The organism is Pseudomonas sp. 11/12A (assembly GCF_000800055.1).
In the GTDB taxonomy this organism is placed as follows: Bacteria; Pseudomonadota; Gammaproteobacteria; order Pseudomonadales; family Pseudomonadaceae; genus Aquipseudomonas; species Aquipseudomonas mohnii.
This window is the reverse complement of the sequence record NZ_JUGV01000001.1, coordinates 4,715,700-4,730,956: the sequence shown is the minus strand read 5'-3', so window position 1 is coordinate 4,730,956 and position 15,257 is coordinate 4,715,700. Positions and strand designations below refer to the sequence as shown.

At 62.1% G+C, this 15,257-nt stretch carries 18 protein-coding genes; 12 read left to right on the top strand and 6 right to left on the bottom strand.

Going from position 1 to position 15,257, the window contains the following annotated elements:
• Positions 1 to 33: 33 nt before the first annotated feature.
• The gene (locus GQ39_RS21775; RefSeq protein ID WP_047533884.1) at positions 34 to 690 is read right to left on the bottom strand and encodes a class I SAM-dependent methyltransferase; all 657 of its coding nucleotides are present in this window, start codon (positions 688 to 690) and stop codon (positions 34 to 36) included.
• Entirely contained in the window at positions 687 to 1,151 is a 465-nt protein-coding gene (locus GQ39_RS21770) for a YbaY family lipoprotein (protein ID WP_047533882.1), read from the bottom strand. Before GQ39_RS21770 ends, GQ39_RS21775 begins: the two co-directional genes overlap by 4 nt.
• Positions 1,152 to 1,279: 128 nt before the next feature.
• Between GQ39_RS21770 and nrdR the strand changes: the two genes are divergently transcribed.
• The 12 genes from nrdR (at position 1,280) to GQ39_RS21710 (ending at position 10,014) form a co-directional block, all read left to right on the top strand.
• Positions 1,280 to 1,744, top strand: a complete 465-nt coding sequence (gene nrdR, locus GQ39_RS21765; protein WP_003228656.1) for a transcriptional regulator NrdR — start codon at positions 1,280 to 1,282, stop codon at positions 1,742 to 1,744.
• Positions 1,741 to 2,874: a bifunctional diaminohydroxyphosphoribosylaminopyrimidine deaminase/5-amino-6-(5-phosphoribosylamino)uracil reductase RibD gene (gene ribD, locus GQ39_RS21760; RefSeq protein ID WP_047533880.1), complete on the top strand. Its 1,134-nt coding sequence runs from the start codon at positions 1,741 to 1,743 to the stop codon at positions 2,872 to 2,874. Before nrdR ends, ribD begins: the two co-directional genes overlap by 4 nt.
• 47 nt (positions 2,875 to 2,921) lie before the next feature.
• On the top strand, positions 2,922 to 3,587 hold the full coding sequence (locus GQ39_RS21755; RefSeq protein ID WP_008059524.1) for a riboflavin synthase: 666 nt from the start codon (positions 2,922 to 2,924) through the stop codon (positions 3,585 to 3,587).
• 16 nt (positions 3,588 to 3,603) lie between these two features.
• The gene (gene ribBA / locus GQ39_RS21750; RefSeq protein ID WP_047533876.1) at positions 3,604 to 4,695 is read left to right on the top strand and encodes a bifunctional 3,4-dihydroxy-2-butanone-4-phosphate synthase/GTP cyclohydrolase II; all 1,092 of its coding nucleotides are present in this window, start codon (positions 3,604 to 3,606) and stop codon (positions 4,693 to 4,695) included.
• Between the two features lie 91 nt (positions 4,696 to 4,786).
• Positions 4,787 to 5,263, top strand: coding sequence for a 6,7-dimethyl-8-ribityllumazine synthase (gene ribH, locus GQ39_RS21745; protein WP_003228649.1), 477 nt, complete (start codon positions 4,787 to 4,789; stop codon positions 5,261 to 5,263).
• Complete coding sequence (nusB, locus tag GQ39_RS21740; protein WP_047533869.1) at positions 5,260 to 5,760, top strand: transcription antitermination factor NusB; 501 nt, start codon at positions 5,260 to 5,262, stop codon at positions 5,758 to 5,760. The genes ribH and nusB overlap by 4 nt, the downstream gene beginning before the upstream one ends.
• Before the next feature lie 23 nt (positions 5,761 to 5,783).
• On the top strand, positions 5,784 to 6,749 hold the full coding sequence (thiL, locus tag GQ39_RS21735) for a thiamine-phosphate kinase (protein WP_047533866.1): 966 nt from the start codon (positions 5,784 to 5,786) through the stop codon (positions 6,747 to 6,749).
• Entirely contained in the window at positions 6,746 to 7,249 is a 504-nt protein-coding gene (locus tag GQ39_RS21730; protein ID WP_047533863.1) for a phosphatidylglycerophosphatase A family protein, read from the top strand. Before thiL ends, GQ39_RS21730 begins: the two co-directional genes overlap by 4 nt.
• 43 nt (positions 7,250 to 7,292) lie before the next feature.
• Complete coding sequence (locus tag GQ39_RS21725) at positions 7,293 to 8,030, top strand: substrate-binding periplasmic protein (RefSeq protein ID WP_047533861.1); 738 nt, start codon at positions 7,293 to 7,295, stop codon at positions 8,028 to 8,030.
• 150 nt (positions 8,031 to 8,180) lie between these two features.
• Complete coding sequence (gene ribA, locus GQ39_RS21720; RefSeq protein WP_047533858.1) at positions 8,181 to 8,798, top strand: GTP cyclohydrolase II; 618 nt, start codon at positions 8,181 to 8,183, stop codon at positions 8,796 to 8,798.
• Entirely contained in the window at positions 8,795 to 9,214 is a 420-nt protein-coding gene (locus tag GQ39_RS21715; RefSeq protein ID WP_047533855.1) for a hypothetical protein, read from the top strand. Before ribA ends, GQ39_RS21715 begins: the two co-directional genes overlap by 4 nt.
• The gene (locus GQ39_RS21710) at positions 9,214 to 10,014 is read left to right on the top strand and encodes a cobalamin-binding protein (RefSeq protein ID WP_047533852.1); all 801 of its coding nucleotides are present in this window, start codon (positions 9,214 to 9,216) and stop codon (positions 10,012 to 10,014) included. Before GQ39_RS21715 ends, GQ39_RS21710 begins: the two co-directional genes overlap by 1 nt.
• 28 nt (positions 10,015 to 10,042) lie before the next feature.
• Here GQ39_RS21710 and GQ39_RS21705 read toward each other — a convergent pair whose 3' ends face one another.
• The 4 genes from GQ39_RS21705 to GQ39_RS21690 form a co-directional block, all read right to left on the bottom strand.
• Positions 10,043 to 11,926: a TonB-dependent receptor domain-containing protein gene (locus tag GQ39_RS21705; RefSeq protein WP_047533850.1), complete on the bottom strand. Its 1,884-nt coding sequence runs from the start codon at positions 11,924 to 11,926 to the stop codon at positions 10,043 to 10,045.
• A 156-nt stretch (positions 11,927 to 12,082) separates the two neighbouring features.
• Positions 12,083 to 13,981: a 1-deoxy-D-xylulose-5-phosphate synthase gene (gene dxs / locus GQ39_RS21700; RefSeq protein WP_047533847.1), complete on the bottom strand. Its 1,899-nt coding sequence runs from the start codon at positions 13,979 to 13,981 to the stop codon at positions 12,083 to 12,085.
• A 91-nt stretch (positions 13,982 to 14,072) separates the two neighbouring features.
• Positions 14,073 to 14,960 carry a (2E,6E)-farnesyl diphosphate synthase gene (gene ispA / locus GQ39_RS21695; protein WP_047533844.1) on the bottom strand — a complete coding sequence of 296 codons (888 nt, stop codon included), beginning with the start codon at positions 14,958 to 14,960 and terminating at the stop codon, positions 14,073 to 14,075.
• Complete coding sequence (locus tag GQ39_RS21690) at positions 14,957 to 15,199, bottom strand: exodeoxyribonuclease VII small subunit (RefSeq protein WP_007894317.1); 243 nt, start codon at positions 15,197 to 15,199, stop codon at positions 14,957 to 14,959. Before GQ39_RS21690 ends, ispA begins: the two co-directional genes overlap by 4 nt.
• Positions 15,200 to 15,257 lie beyond the last annotated feature (58 nt).

Genomic DNA, 15,257 nt, shown 5'->3' with positions numbered 1-15,257 from the left:
AATGGGGCAACTATACGGCCTGGCGCGACGCTTTCAAGCGCGCCGCGCATGGTAAAGGCTCACATGCCGAAACTCTTCCGGCTCGGCCAGATCCGGCAGGGTCATCGCTTCAAGCATTTCGATCCGGCGATACAACGGATGGCGAAAATCCCGGACTCGCGAATCGGCCACCAGCGCCTCCTGGCCACGACTCAGGAACTCATCGAGTAGCGGCAGGTTCGCCCGGTCGTACAGCACATCGGCGACCAGGATCAGATCAAAGCGATCGGCTTCGGCGAAAAAATCCGTCGAGTAGTGGAGCTGCACATCATTGAGTTCGGCATTCGCCCGGCAGGCGGCAATCGCCAGCGGGTCGAGGTCGCAAGCCACCACTTCCAGCGCTCCGGCCTTCACCGACGCAATCGCGGCCACGCCGGAGCCTGCGCCGAAATCCAGGATTCGTTTGCCTTTGACCCACTCAGGGAATTGCGCGAGATAGCGGGCTACCGCCAAGCCACTGGCCCAACAGAAACACCAGTAAGGCGGTTCATGCAGAATCCGTCGGGTTTCTTCCGGGGTGAAGGCGCGGTCCATGTTGTCGCCATCGATCAGCCACAGCTTCAGCTCGGTGCCCGGCAGCTGGCAGTCGACCAATTGCGCGTCGCCAAGCAATTCCCCCAAGGCCCGTTGCAGGTCGAGCGGTGCACTCATGGGGCTTTGACGAATTGCAGTTGGCCCAGCACCTGGGTATTCGGTTGCGTGATCGGCTGCGCCGGCAGATGCAGGATCAACTGGCCGGACTGGCTGGCGCGACCGCGCAGTTCAACCCGGGCACCGGCCGGGAAGGATTCCGGATTGAAGCGCAAGTGAAACGGCAGCTGCTGGTTGTTGCCGATCAGGTTCGAACTGGCGAGTAATTGTTGCGGACGACCTTTTTCGTCGATCACCAGCAGCGCCAGTTCGACTTCGGCGCCTTCGGGCACGCCTTGCAGGGTCCCGCTCAGTTCGCGTTGATAGGCGGGCAACGGGCCGAGGTTGGCCGACTCCCTGGCTATCTTCTGCGCCTGTGCCGGTGCGGGGCCTGGCGTCGGTGACTGGGGTTTGGGTGCATCGCTGCCGCAAGCCACCAGCAGGCTGAAAACACTGAGCAAAACGAGCGGTCGTAACGACATTGGCAGCTCCGTAAACGTAAATTCCATGGATCTGAAGATCATGCCCGTCTGTATACCGCAAACCCTATGGCTTGTCTTGCCACCGGGATGCGCTACCATGGCCCTCCCTTTTTTTGTTGCCTGCCACCATGCACTGTCCCTTCTGCGGTGCCAACGACACCAAGGTCATCGACTCGCGTCTGGTCGCCGAGGGCGAACAGGTGCGCCGCCGGCGTGAATGCCTGGCCTGCGGCGAGCGATTCACGACGTTCGAGACCGCCGAACTGGTGTTGCCGCGCCTGATCAAAACCGACGGCAGTCGTCAGCCGTTCGACGAAGAAAAACTCCGCGCCGGCATGCAGCGCGCGCTGGAAAAGCGTCCTGTGAGTGTAGAACGCCTGGAATCGTCGCTGGTGCACATCAAACACAAACTGCGTGCCACTGGCGAGCGCGAGGTCAAATCCCTCGTCGTCGGCGAACTGGTGATGGCCGAGCTGCAGAAGCTCGACGAAGTCGCCTACATCCGTTTCGCCTCGGTGTATCGACGCTTCCAGGACCTCAATGAGTTCCGTGAAGAGATCGATCGCTTGGCCCGTGAGCCGGTGAAAGAATGAGCATGCCTGCCGAACAAGCCATCCTCGACGCCCATTTCATGGCCCGTGCCCTGGAACTGGCGCGCAAAGGTCATTACACGACGCACCCCAATCCCCGGGTCGGTTGTGTGATCGTGCGTGACGGGCAGATCGTCGGCGAAGGCTGGCACGAACGCGCCGGCGAACCCCACGCCGAGGTCCACGCCTTGCGCGCCGCCGGTGAGCTCGCCCGAGGCGCCACCGCTTACGTAACCCTCGAACCCTGCAGCCATCATGGCCGGACGCCGCCCTGTGCCGACGCACTGGTCAATGCCGGTGTGGCGCGGGTGGTCGCGGCGATGCAGGACCCGAACCCGGAAGTCGCCGGTCGCGGCCTGCAACGCCTGGAACAGGCCGGCATCGTTACCGAAAGCGGTGTGCTGGAAGGCGAGGCGCGCCAGCTCAATCAAGGCTTCTTGAAACGCATGGAACACGGCTTGCCGTTCGTGCGGGTCAAGTTGGCCATGAGCCTCGATGGCCGCACGGCGATGGAAAGCGGTGAAAGCCAATGGATCACCGGCCCGGCGGCGCGTTCGGCGGTGCAACGCCTGCGGGCCCAGGCCAGTGTGGTATTGACCGGTGCCGACACGGTGCTGGCGGATAACGCCCGCTTGACCGTGCGTGCCGATGAGCTGGGCCTGGACGCCGGGCAAACCGCTCTGGCCATGAGTCGTCCGCCGCTGCGCGTGCTGGTCGACGGTCGTCTGCGCGTGCCGCTGGATGCGCCATTCTTCAAGGCCGGCCCGGCGCTGGTTGCCACGTGCATGGCGGTGGAAGAACAATATGCCAACGGACCTGAGTGCCTGATCGTGCCGGGCTACGATGGCCAGGTCGATCTGCGCCAGTTACTGATCGAACTGGCCGCTCGCGGAGTCAACGAGGTGTTGGTCGAGGCGGGGCCGCGTCTTGCCGGGGCTTTTGCTCAGCAAGGTTTGGTCGATGAGTTTCAGATCTTCATGGCCGGCAAGTTCCTGGGCTCCTCGGCGCGCCCACTGCTGGACTGGCCGCTCGCGCAAATGAAAGACGCGCCAGTGCTCAAAATTATCGAAATTCGTGCGGTTGGCGATGACTGGCGAGTCACTGCCATTCCTTTGCCAGCAGCGAGCGTATAATTTCCGGCCATCGCTACAGCGCTGGCTCTGTTCTCGAGGAGAACCCCATGTTCACCGGCATTATCGAATCCATCGGCAGTATTCGCGCATTGACCCCAAAAGGCGGAGATGTGCGGGTCCATGTAGAAACCGGTAAGCTCGACCTGAGCGACGTCAAACTGGGCGACAGCATTGCGGTCAACGGCGTGTGCCTGACCGCGGTTGAACTGCCGGGCAACGGCTTTGCGGCCGACGTCAGCCGCGAAACCCTCGACTGCACCGCCATGAACGATCTGAAAAGCGGCAGTCCGGTCAATCTGGAAAAAGCCCTGACTCCGACGACTCGCCTTGGCGGGCATCTGGTCAGCGGGCACGTCGATGGCGTGGGTGAAGTGGTTGCCCGCACCGAGAATGCCCGTGCCGTGGAGTTCCGAATCCGCGCACCGAAAGAACTGGCCAAGTACATCGCCCATAAAGGCTCGATCACCGTCGACGGCACCAGCCTGACCGTGAACGCGGTCGATGGCGCCGAGTTCCTGCTGACGATCATTCCGCACACCCTGAGCGAAACGATCATGGCGTCGTACCAGCCGGGTCGCCGGGTGAATCTGGAAGTGGACTTGCTGGCGCGTTACCTGGAGCGCCTGTTGCTGGGCGACAAGGCCGCAGAGCCTACGGCTGGCAGCACCATTACTGAAAGCTTTCTGGCCGCCAACGGCTACCTCAAATCCTGACTCAAGGGGGTGCCTTGTGGCGCTCAATAGCATCGAAGAACTGGTTGAAGACATCCGCCAAGGCAAGATGGTCATCCTCATGGATGACGAAGACCGCGAGAACGAAGGCGACCTGATCATGGCCGCCGAGTGCTGCAAACCCGAGCACATCAACTTCATGGCCAAGCACGCCCGCGGCCTGATCTGCATGCCGATGAGCCGCGAGCGCTGCGAGCTGTTGAAGCTGCCGCTGATGGCGCCGCGCAACGGTTCCGGTTTCGGCACCAAGTTCACCGTTTCGATCGAAGCGGCCACCGGCGTGACCACCGGCATCTCCGCCGCCGACCGTGCCCGCACCGTGCAGGCGGCAGCCGCGAAAGACGCCAAGGCTGAAGACATCGTCAGCCCTGGCCACATCTTCCCGCTGATGGCCCAGGCCGGCGGTACGCTGGCTCGCGCTGGCCACACCGAAGCCGCCTGCGACCTGGCGCGCATGGCCGGTTTCGAGCCGAGCGGCGTGATCTGCGAAGTGATGAACGACGACGGCACCATGTCCCGTCGCGCGGAACTCGAAGCTTTCGCTGCCGAACACAACATCAAGATCGGCACCATCGCCGATCTGATTCACTACCGGATGATCCACGAACGTACCGTTCAGCGGATTGCCGAGCAGCCGCTGGACAGCGAACTGGGCCAATTCAACCTGGTGACCTATCGTGACTCCGTGGAAGGCGACGTGCACATGGCACTGACCCTGGGCAATGTCTGCGCTGATGAACCGACCCTGGTTCGCGTGCACAACATGGACCCGCTGCGCGACCTGCTGATGGTCAAGCAACCGGGCCGCTGGAGCCTGCGCGCCGCCATGGCCGCGGTTGCCGAGGCCGGCAGCGGCGTGGTGCTGTTGCTCGGCCACCCGCTTGATGGCGACGTGTTGCTGGCGCACATCCGCGAAACCGCAGACCACGCGGCCGTGAAAAAACCGACCACCTACAGCATTGTCGGTGCCGGTTCGCAGATCCTGCGTGACCTCGGTGTGCGCAAAATGCGCCTGATGTCTGCGCCGATGAAATTTAATGCGATATCCGGTTTCGATCTGGAAGTTGTAGAATACGTGCCCTCCGAATAATGACCGGTTGTTTCCGGCCTTGAATTCGCGGTTCAAATATCACTGAGGGGCGCGTAGAAGACGCGTCCCGGCTCTTTAAGAGATCTAACGAATGACCCTGAAGACCATCGAAGGTACCTTCATCGCCCCTAAAGGCCGCTACGCTCTGGTAGTGGGCCGTTTCAACAGCTTCGTCGTTGAAAGCCTGGTCAGCGGTGCAGTTGATGCCCTGGTTCGCCATGGCGTGAGCGAAAGCGACATCACCATCATCCGTGCGCCTGGCGCCTTCGAAATCCCGCTGGTTGCGCAGAAAGTCGCTCAGAAGGGTGAGTTCGCGGCAATCATCGCCCTGGGCGCGGTCATTCGTGGCGGTACTCCGCATTTCGAATACGTGGCAGGCGAATGCACCAAGGGCCTGGCCCAGGTGTCCATGGAGTTCGGCGTTCCGGTCGCTTTCGGCGTCCTGACCGTTGATTCCATCGAGCAAGCCATCGAACGTTCCGGCACCAAGGCCGGTAACAAAGGTGCTGAAGCTGCCCTGTCCGCTCTGGAAATGGTCAGCCTGCTGGCGCAGTTGGAGGCCAAGTGATTAGCGACGAAAGCGATCGTTTCAACCCGCGCGATCCAAAGCCTGCGGATGCCGGCAAGCCATCGAAAAGCGTCAAGCGTCGTGAAGCCCGTCAGCTCGCGACCCAGGCGCTGTACCAATGGCACATGGCCAAACAGTCGCTGAACGAGATCGAAGCGCAGTTCCGGGTCGATAACGATTTCACCGATGTCGATGGCGCTTACTTCCGCGAGATCCTCCACGGGGTTCCGCAGTTCAAGACCGAAATCGACATCGCACTCAAGCCTTGCCTGGACCTGACCATCGAAGAGCTCGACCCGGTTGAGCTGGCGGTTCTGCGTCTGTCCACCTGGGAACTGCTCAAGCGCGTCGACGTACCGTACCGCGTTGTGATCAACGAAGGTATCGAACTGGCCAAGGTCTTCGGTTCCACCGACGGTCACAAGTTCGTCAACGGTGTGCTCGACAAACTGGCCCCGCGCCTGCGTGAAGCTGAAGTAAAGGCGTTCAAGCGCTAACCTGCGCTTGAGCTGCCATTACCATGGGTGAGTTTGAGCTGATCCGCAATTTCTTCGCCGCCGCGCCTTGTGCGCAGGGCGGCGAAGGCGTTGACCTCGGGATCGGTGACGATTGCGCCTTGCTGGCTGTTCCCCCGGGGGAGCAGTTGGCGATTTCTACCGATACGCTGGTGGCCGGCGTGCATTTCGCCGACCCTTGCGACCCCTTTCTGCTCGGTCAGCGCTCGCTGGCCGTGGCCGTCAGTGACCTGGCCGCCATGGGCGCCACCCCCATTGCCTTTACCCTTGCCCTGACCTTGCCAACGGTGACTGCCGATTGGTTGCAGGCCTATGCCCACGGTTTGAACCGGATGGCGCAAAGCTGCGGCGTTGCATTGGTGGGCGGTGACACCACCCGCGGGCCGTTGAGCGTGACCATGACCGTGTTCGGGCGCGTACCCAACGGGCTGGCCCTTTGCCGCAGCGGCGCGCAACCGGGCGACTTGTTGTGCGTCGGCGGTGAACTGGGCAATGCCGCTGGCGCCTTGCCGCTGGTGCTCGGCGAGCGCACTGCCGAACCTGCCATCGCCGATCCGCTGCTGGCGCACTATTGGTCGCCGCAACCGCAGTTGGCGCTGGGCCAGGCATTACGTGGCAAGGCAACGGCGGCGCTGGACATCTCCGACGGCTTGCTCGCTGACTGTGGGCATATTGCCCAGGCCTCGAAGGTCGCCGTTCAAGTCGAGCGCGATCGCTTGCCGTTGTCCGGGGCCCTGGTCGCTTTCCTCGGGCAGGCGGGCGCGCAGCACGCGGCCCTCAGCGGTGGTGATGATTACGTATTGGCTTTCACGCTGCCGTCCGTCGAGTTATCGCCATTACTGTCCGAGGGCTGGCCGATTCATGTGATCGGGCGGATTGTGGCGGGGCAGGGCGTGACACTGCTCGATAGCGATGGGCAAGACATCACCCCGCAAACCCGGGGTTATCAACATTTTCGGGAGTCACCGTGACAGATCATCCCAAACAGGTCCCGGCGGAAGTCGTACCGCCGTCGGTCTGGCGCAACCCGTGGCATTTCCTGGCGTTCGGCTTCGGCTCGGGCACCTTGCCAAAGGCCCCCGGCACCTGGGGTTCATTGGTTGCGCTACCCTTTATCCCGTTGTGGCAGATGCTGCCGGACTGGGGTTACTGGCTGATGCTAGGCATCACCATGCTGTTCGGCTTCTGGCTGTGCGGCAAAGTCGCGGACGACTTGCGGGTGCACGACCATGAAGGCATCGTCTGGGACGAGATGGTCGGGATGTGGATCACCCTGTGGCTGGTGCCGGAAGGCTGGCAGTGGTTGCTGGCGGGTTTCCTGATGTTCCGTTTCTTCGATATTCTCAAGCCGTGGCCGATTCGCTGGATCGATCGGCATGTGCACGGTGGCGTCGGGATCATGCTCGATGATGTTTTGGCGGGTGTGTTTGCGTGGCTGGCAATGCAGGGGTTGGTATGGATTTTCGCCTGACCTGACCGTAAAGGTCTTGAGGCGCCAAGTGGGAGAACTAAGGATGGCTCTACACAGGTTGATAGTAATGGTGCTTGCGGTGTTTTTCTCCCTCGCGCAAGCGCAGGAGGTCGTGGCGCCGCCGTCGGTCATTCACCTGGCCAGCGAAGACTGGGAGGACTATACCGCCGCCGACGGCCATGGGCTGGGCTGGGACGTGCTGCGACAAGTTTTCGAACCGGCAGGCGTCAAGCTCGATATCCGCACTGAACCCTATCTGCGCTCCGTAGGCCTGGCCAAGCGTGGCGAGGTCGACGCCTGTGTCGGTTCCTATCGCGACGAATCCAGCGAACTGCTCTATCCCCGCTGGAACTTCGATACCGATCACATCTACGCCTTGGGGCTGGCCAGCAGCCCGGTGCCGACCCCGGAAACCCTGGGCAATTATCGGCTGGCGTGGGTTCGTGGCTACGACTACCAGGATTACTTGCCCAATGTGCGTCATTACGCCGAAGTCATCCGGCGTACCGGTATCGTTTCGATGCTGACCCACGACCGTGCCGACTTCTATATAGACGCGTTGACCGAGGTCGATTACGTCGTCAGCCGCGCCAAGGATCCATCGCAGTTGCGCCGCACCCACATCGCAGAACTGCCGCTGTATCTGTGCTTTGCCAAGACCCCGCAGGCCCGTACGCTGATGGTGTTGTTTGACCAGCGCATGGAACAACTGGTGAAAAGCGGTGAGCTCAAACCCATTTTCGAACGCTGGAAACAGCCTTATCCGTTTGATGAAAACTGAAGGGCTGACACCTCACAGGAGCGGTGTTGTCAGGGGGCATATCAAACTTTTTGATCGTTATCCCCGATAATTCAGCCTAAGCGTCATCCGGAACCTGCTGTTACAATGCCCGCCTGCGAATCTTCAGACTTTTAGATCAGGAGCACACAGGTGCCTGTCGTTTTTGTCGCCGCTTGCAAGCTGCCAACGCCTTTTGCGCAATTCACCATGCATGGCTTTCTCGATGAAGCCACCGGCCGTGAGCACGTTGTGCTGAGCCTGGGCGAGATTGCCGACGGTGCCCCGGTACTCGGCCGGTTGCACTCCGAATGCCTGACGGGCGATGCCTTGTTCAGCCAGCGTTGCGACTGCGGCTCGCAACTCGAAGCCGCGTTGCAGGCGATTGCCCGCGAAGGCCGTGGCGTATTGCTGTACTTGCGTCAGGAAGGCCGTGGCATTGGCCTGCTGAACAAGATCCGCGCCTATGAGCTGCAGGATGGCGGTGCCGACACCGTTGAAGCCAACGAGCGCCTGGGCTTTGCCGCCGACCAGCGCGACTACGCCATGTGCCTGCCGATGCTGGAGCACCTGGGCGTGAAATCCCTGCGTTTGATGACCAACAACCCGCGCAAGGTCAAAGCCTTGACCGAGATGGGCATCGTGGTCGCCGAGCGCGTGCCATTGCACACCGGTCACAATCCGCACAACAAACTCTACCTGGCGACCAAGGCCAGCAAGCTTGACCACATGATGGGCAATGAACATCAGGGCGAGGTAGACCGGGCGTGACCCGCGGTCAGGTGCGGCGGCGACTGTCCGTCAACTGGTGGCAATACCTGGCGCTGGCCTTGTTGCCGCTGTTCGTGATCAACGGCGTATTCGGCCAGAGCGAAGCGATCTTGCCGGTGCTGGCGATGCCGTTGTTCATCGCCGGTGTGGCTTCGATGTTTGTCAGCCTGAAGTTTTTCGGTGCTTACAAGCACGCCTTGATCGCCACCCAGAAAGCCCTTGATACCCCTGAAGAGCCTGCCGCGTGGGTCAGTCTGGCGGCCAAACGGCGTACGGCATTTCTTGTCGCCGGCCTGCCGGCATGGATCGGTGCCCTGGCCGTGTTTGTCGGTCTCGAAGCCGTGCCGCTGGTGCTGCTGGCGCTCTCGACCACGGTGCTGTTCTACCTCTACCGCATTCCGCGTCAACTCGGCTGATGCATGCGGCCTGGCTGGCGGTTCTGCTGCTGGCCGTCAGCGGCTCGGTGGCGGCGGTCGAACGGGTCGTCAGTCTCGCGCCATCGCTCTCTGAAATCGTTGTCGAACTGGGTTCAGCCGACCTGCTGGTGGGGGTGCTGGATGCCGGTGAGCGTCCCGCTGAAATCCAGGGCCTGCCTTCCGTTGGCCGCTACGGTCAGTTGGACATGGAGCGGCTGCTCAGCCTCAAGCCCGACTTGCTGCTGCTCTGGCCCGGCAGCGTCGGTCCGGCCCAGCGTGAACAACTCAAAAACCTGAACATCCCGACCTACGTCGCCGAACCCCATGACCTGGACCAACTCGCCGCGCAAATCGAGGCGATTGCCACGCAACTGGGGCGGCCGGAGCGCGGTGTCTCACTGGCGACGGGGTTAAGGCAGCGCCTGACGGAGTTGCGTCAACGTTATCGCCGCGATCAACCGTTGCGGGTGTTTTATCAGGTCTGGGATCGGCCGCTGTACACCATTGGTGGCGGGCAGATCATCAGTAATGCGCTCGAAGTTTGCGGGGCACGAAATGTATTCGGCGACCAGACGCTGGCCGCGCCACAGGTCAGTGTGGAGGCGGTGTTACAGCGCAATCCGCAGGTGATTCTGGCCGGCGATCAGGCGCAGCTCGATGCGTGGAAAACCTGGGGCCAGGTGGAAGCGGTGGCGAAGGGGCAGTTGCTGTTGGTGGCGGATAAAGGCCTGGAGCGGCCCAGCGGGCAAATGATCGAAGCGACCGCCAAGCTTTGCCAGTTGATCGCACCTGACCGTTGAGGCCTGTCCGAACACCGCTCTTTTCAGGTCAGATCTGCGGCGTCCACGTCACCCCAAACATCCACGTTCGACCTTCCTCACGATACCCATACTGACTGCCTTCATGGCTGTACAGCACCCGGCTGTAGTCCTTGTCCAGCAGGTTATCGATCTTCAACTCCAGCTTGATCTCGCGATTGAGCTCCCAGCTGCTACGCAACCCCAACAAGGCATAGCCGCCCAAGGGTTGTTGATTGTTCAGGTCGTCATAGCTGCCGCTCACCGCTTGCCAGCTGGCGCCGAGGCCCAGGCGGTCGAACTGCCGGTCCAGGTCCAGGCTCAAGGTGCGCCGGGCACGCCGCGCCAGGGTATGGCCCGTGTCGCGATCGCGGGGGTCAATGATCGCTACGCCGAGGTTGCTCTGCCAGCCGAACAGCTCTTGTTTCAACGCCGCTTCAAAGCCGTTGATCCGCGCCGAAGCCACGTTCTGCGGGCGCGAGTTGCTGCCGAAGATGATCGCGTCTTCCAAATCCGTGCGGTACAGCGAGGCTTCCAGGCGACTGTCCTGCGTCAACTGACTGCGCCATTGCAGCTCATAGCTCTTTGACGTTTCGGGTTTCAGGTCCGGGTTGCTGAAGTCCGGGTAATACAGGTCGTTGAAGGTCGGTGCGCGGAAGCCTTCGCTGTAGCTCAGCAGGATGTCGTTGTCCGGGTTCAGCGGCAGCGTGAAGGTGCCGCTCCAGCTGTTCTGGCCGCCGAACTGCTGATTGTCATCGTGACGCAAGCCCAGCTCGGTGGAGAAGCGGTCTGTCTGATAACGGTGCTGGATGAACGCCGCGCGGTTCCAGCGACTGTCTTCGTTGAAGTCCGTGCTGCTGTTTATCCGGTCTTCGTACCAGTCGCCGCCGAGGATCAGGCTGTTGTGCTCGTTGAGCGTCAGGTCGTTCTGCCAGGTCAGCGAGTCGCGATAGGTGTTGAACACGCTGCGCTCGTCACTGAGTTTGTCGAGGGTCTTCTCGCGGTTTTCGCTGTGGCCGAATTCGAGGCGGGTTTTCCAGAGGTCATTCACTCGCGCGTCGAGGTAGCTGCTGACACTGCTCACGTCGAATTCGCTGTAGGGCTGCTGCTCCAACGACTCGAAGGTGACCGGGTCAAAGCGGCCGAACGGGTTGTCGAACGCGTTTTTGCCGCGGTTATCCAGCACGTTGGCGCCGATTTCGATGTCGTCGGTGAGTGCGTGGCTCAGGCTCAGGCTCAGCGACTTGTTGCGGTATTCATCGTGATCGCCATCGCTGGGATACGACTGGCGGGTGCGGTTGATCCCGGCGGTTTCATCAAGGCTGGTGCCAAGGTTGAAGCGAGTGCGTTCATCGCCACCGGACAGGCCGAGGCTGCGCTCCCAGGTCTGGTTGCTGCCAAAGCCCATGTGCAGGCGTGGTTGCAAGCCTTGCTCGCCGCCGCGACGGGTGAAGATCTGGATGACGCCGCCAATCGCGTCGCTGCCGTAAATCGCCGAGCGGGAGCCGCGCAGCACTTCCACGCGCTCGACCTGCTCGATGTTGATGTGTTGCAGGTTGCTGTCACCGGAGGTCGAGTTGCCGATGCGTTGGCCGTCCACCAGCACCAGGCTCTGGGCCGATTGAGTGCCGCGAATGTACACCCCCGGCAAACTGCCACGACCACCGGTTTGCGCCACTTGTACGCCCGGCACTCGACGCAGCAAATCGGCGATGCTGTTCGGTTGCAGGCGGTCGATGTCTTCGCGGGTGAACACGGTATTGGCGGCGCTGCTGTCGTTGCGCGCTTCGACCTGGCGGTTGGCACTGATCAGCACGTCGGGCAGTTTCAGGGCTTGATCGCGTTCGAAAGTGTCAGCGAGGGTATTGGCGGTGGGTAGCAGAATCAGGGGCAGGGCGATGCGGGCAAACTTCATTGATAGTCCGATGGTGCTTTGAGGCAAATACAGTTTTGAGAGCCCACAAAACACTGTGGGAGCGGGCTTGCCCGCGAAGGCGTCGGTACAGCCAACATTGATGCTGGATAAGCCGGCCTCTTCGCGGGCAAGCCCGCTCCCACAGGGAAAGTGTGTTTAGCGGTTAAGCAGCTGCAGCCGTTCGCGGATCCTGGCTTCGATGCCTGCCTCGTCCAATCCACACTCCGCCAGCATTTGCGCCGGCTTGGCATGCTCGACGTAGCTGTCCGGCAAGCCCAGGTGCAGCATCGACTTGAGGATGTTTTCCCGGGCAAGGAACTCGCTGACCGCGCTGCCGGCGCCGCCCATGATCGCGTTTTCCTCGACGGTCACCAGCAGCTCATGGCTGGCGGCGATTTCACGGACCAGTGCTTCGTCCAGTGGTTTGACGAAACGCATGTCGACCACGGTGGCGTCCAGCGTCTCGGCGACTTTCAGCGCCTCGGCCAGTTGCACGCCAAACACCAGCAGGGCGACATTTCGGCCTTGACGGCGAACCACGCCCTTGCCGATTTCGATCGGTTCGAGGTTCTTCTCGATGGTCGCATTCGGGCCGGTGCCACGCGGGTAGCGCACCGCCGCCGGGCCTTCGTACAGATGGCCGGTGGTGAGCATTTTGCGCAGCTCGTTTTCGTCGCTCGGGGTCATCACCAGCATGCCGGGAATGCAGCGCAGGAACGACAGGTCGAAACTGCCGGCGTGCGTCGGGCCGTCTTCGCCCACCAGACCTGCACGGTCAATGGCGAACAATACGTCGAGGTTTTGTACCGCCACATCATGAATGAGCTGGTCGTAGCCGCGCTGCAGGAAGGTCGAGTAAATCGCCACCACCGGTTTCGCGCCTTCGCAGGCCATGCCGGCGGCAAGGGTCACGGCGTGTTGCTCGGCGATCGCCACGTCGAAGTAACGCAACGGGAAGCGCTCGCTGAAGGCCACCAGGTCGGAGCCTTCCTTCATTGCCGGGGTAATGCCCACCAGGCGTGGGTCGGCAGCGGCCATATCGCACAGCCATTCACCGAACACACCGGAATACTTCGGCCCGCTGGCTTTTTTCGGCGCAGCGGCAGGGGCGTCCAGTGGCTCGAGCTTGGTGATCGCGTGGTAGCCGATCGGATCGACTTCAGCAGGCGCGAAGCCCTTGCCCTTCTTGGTGACGATGTGCAGGAACTGCGGGCCTTTCAGATCGCGCATGTTGCGCAGGGTGGCGATCAGGGTCGGCAGGTCGTGGCCATCGATCGGGCCGATGTAGTTCCAGCCCAGCTCTTCGAACAGGGTGCCGGGCACCAGCATGCCTTTTGCGTATTCTTCGGTGCGCCGGGCGATTTCCCAGGCCCCGGGCAGGCGCGACAGCACTTTCTTGCTGCCTTCGCGCATGCTGGCGTAGGTGCGGCTGGAAAGGATCTTCGCCAGATAGTTGGACAAGCCACCGACGTTGCGCGAGATCGACATGTCGTTGTCGTTGAGGATCACCAGCATGTCGGCGTTCACTTCCGGCGCGTGGTTCAGCGCTTCGAACGCCATGCCGGCGGTCAAGGCGCCGTCGCCGATCACCGCGATGGCCTTGCGATCATTGTTTTGCAGGCGGGAGGCAATGGCCATGCCCAGCGCTGCGCTGATCGAGGTGCTGGAGTGGCCGACGCCAAAGGTGTCGTATTCGCTCTCGGAGCGGCGCGGGAAGGCGGCGATGCCGTCCTTCTGGCGCAGGGTGCCCATGCGCTCGCGACGACCGGTGAGGATCTTGTGCGGATAAGCCTGATGACCCACGTCCCACACCAGCCGGTCGTCCGGGGTGTCGAAGACGTAATGCAACGCGATGGTCAGCTCGATCACGCCCAGGCCGGCGCCGAAATGCCCACCGGTCTGACCGACCGTGTAGAGCAATTCCAGGCGCAACTCATCGGCCAGGGTTTCCAGCTCGGCTTCGCCTAACCGGCGCAGGCCGTCCGGCGTATTCGCGCGGTCGAGCAGGGGCGTGGTTGGGCGCTTGCGGGGAATCTCATGAAACGTCGTGGGCATCAGGCGAATCGTTATAGGTATAAAAGATGCGGCAGTTTACCTGATGGATCGCACCCTGCCCACGCATAGGTCCTTTTTGGCGGATACGCCTTTAGTTGCGGCGCTCGACGATGTAACGGGCCAGATCGCGCAGAGGCTCTGCCGCCGCGTCAAACGGTCGCATCGCGTGCAGGGCCTGATCGCGCAATTCCAGAGCGTAGGCCTTGGCGGCGTCGAGGCCGAGCAGGGCCGGGTAGGTCGGCTTGTCGCGGGCAATGTCGGCGCCCTGGCGTTTGCCGAGGGTTTCGGTATCGCTTTCGACGTCGAGAATGTCGTCCTGGACCTGAAATGCCAGACCAACGGCCTGTGCATAAGTCTGCAGGGATTTGAGTTCGTCCTTCTGCGCGTGCCCACTGGCCAGGGCTCCGAGCTTGACGCTGACTTCGATCAGCGCACCGGTCTTGTGCCGGTGCATGTATTCGAGGGCCTTCTGATCGAGCTTGAGGCCGACCGAACCCAGGTCGATGGCCTGCCCGCCGACCATGCCCGCCGGGCCTGCCGCCAATGCCAGGGCGCTGACCATCTGCAGGCGGATTTCCGCGTCTGCGCTGTTCAGGCGCGGGTCGAGCAGGGCGCTGAAAGCCAGGCTCTGCAAGCCGTCGCCGGCGAGGATCGCGCAGGCTTCATCGAATTTCTTGTGAGTGGTGGGCTGGCCGCGGCGCAGGTCGTCGTCGTCCATGGCCGGCAAATCGTCGTGCACCAGCGAGTAGGCGTGGATCAGCTCCACCGCGCAGGCCGCGCCGTTGGCTTGCTCGGCCTTGCCACCCAGTGCTTCACACGCGGCGTAGGCCAGCAGCGGGCGCACACGCTTGCCGCCGTTCATCACGCTGTAGCGCATGGCTTCGTAGAGACGCGCCAGCTCAGGGCCGGGCGCGATGAACAGGGTTTCCAGGGCCGCATTGACCCGGGCCTGGCTGGTCGCCGAATACGCTGCAATCATTCTGGTTGATCCGCGTCGAAGGGTTCCTCGGCCAACTCGCCATCACGCTCGAGCAGCACCTGCACCTTTTGCTCGGCCTGGGCCAGCGCCGCCTGGCAATCGCGGGTCAGACCGATGCCCTGCTCGAAAGCGGTCAGCGAGTCTTCCAGCGACAATTCACCATTCTCCAGACGCTCGACCAGCGTTTGCAGGTCAGCGAGGGATTGTTCGAAATCCAGTGCAGCTTTTTTGCGGGCCATGGCGGCGATTTCCGGTTGACGTTAAACCGGCGCGACACTAGCAGACATGGGGTTTATG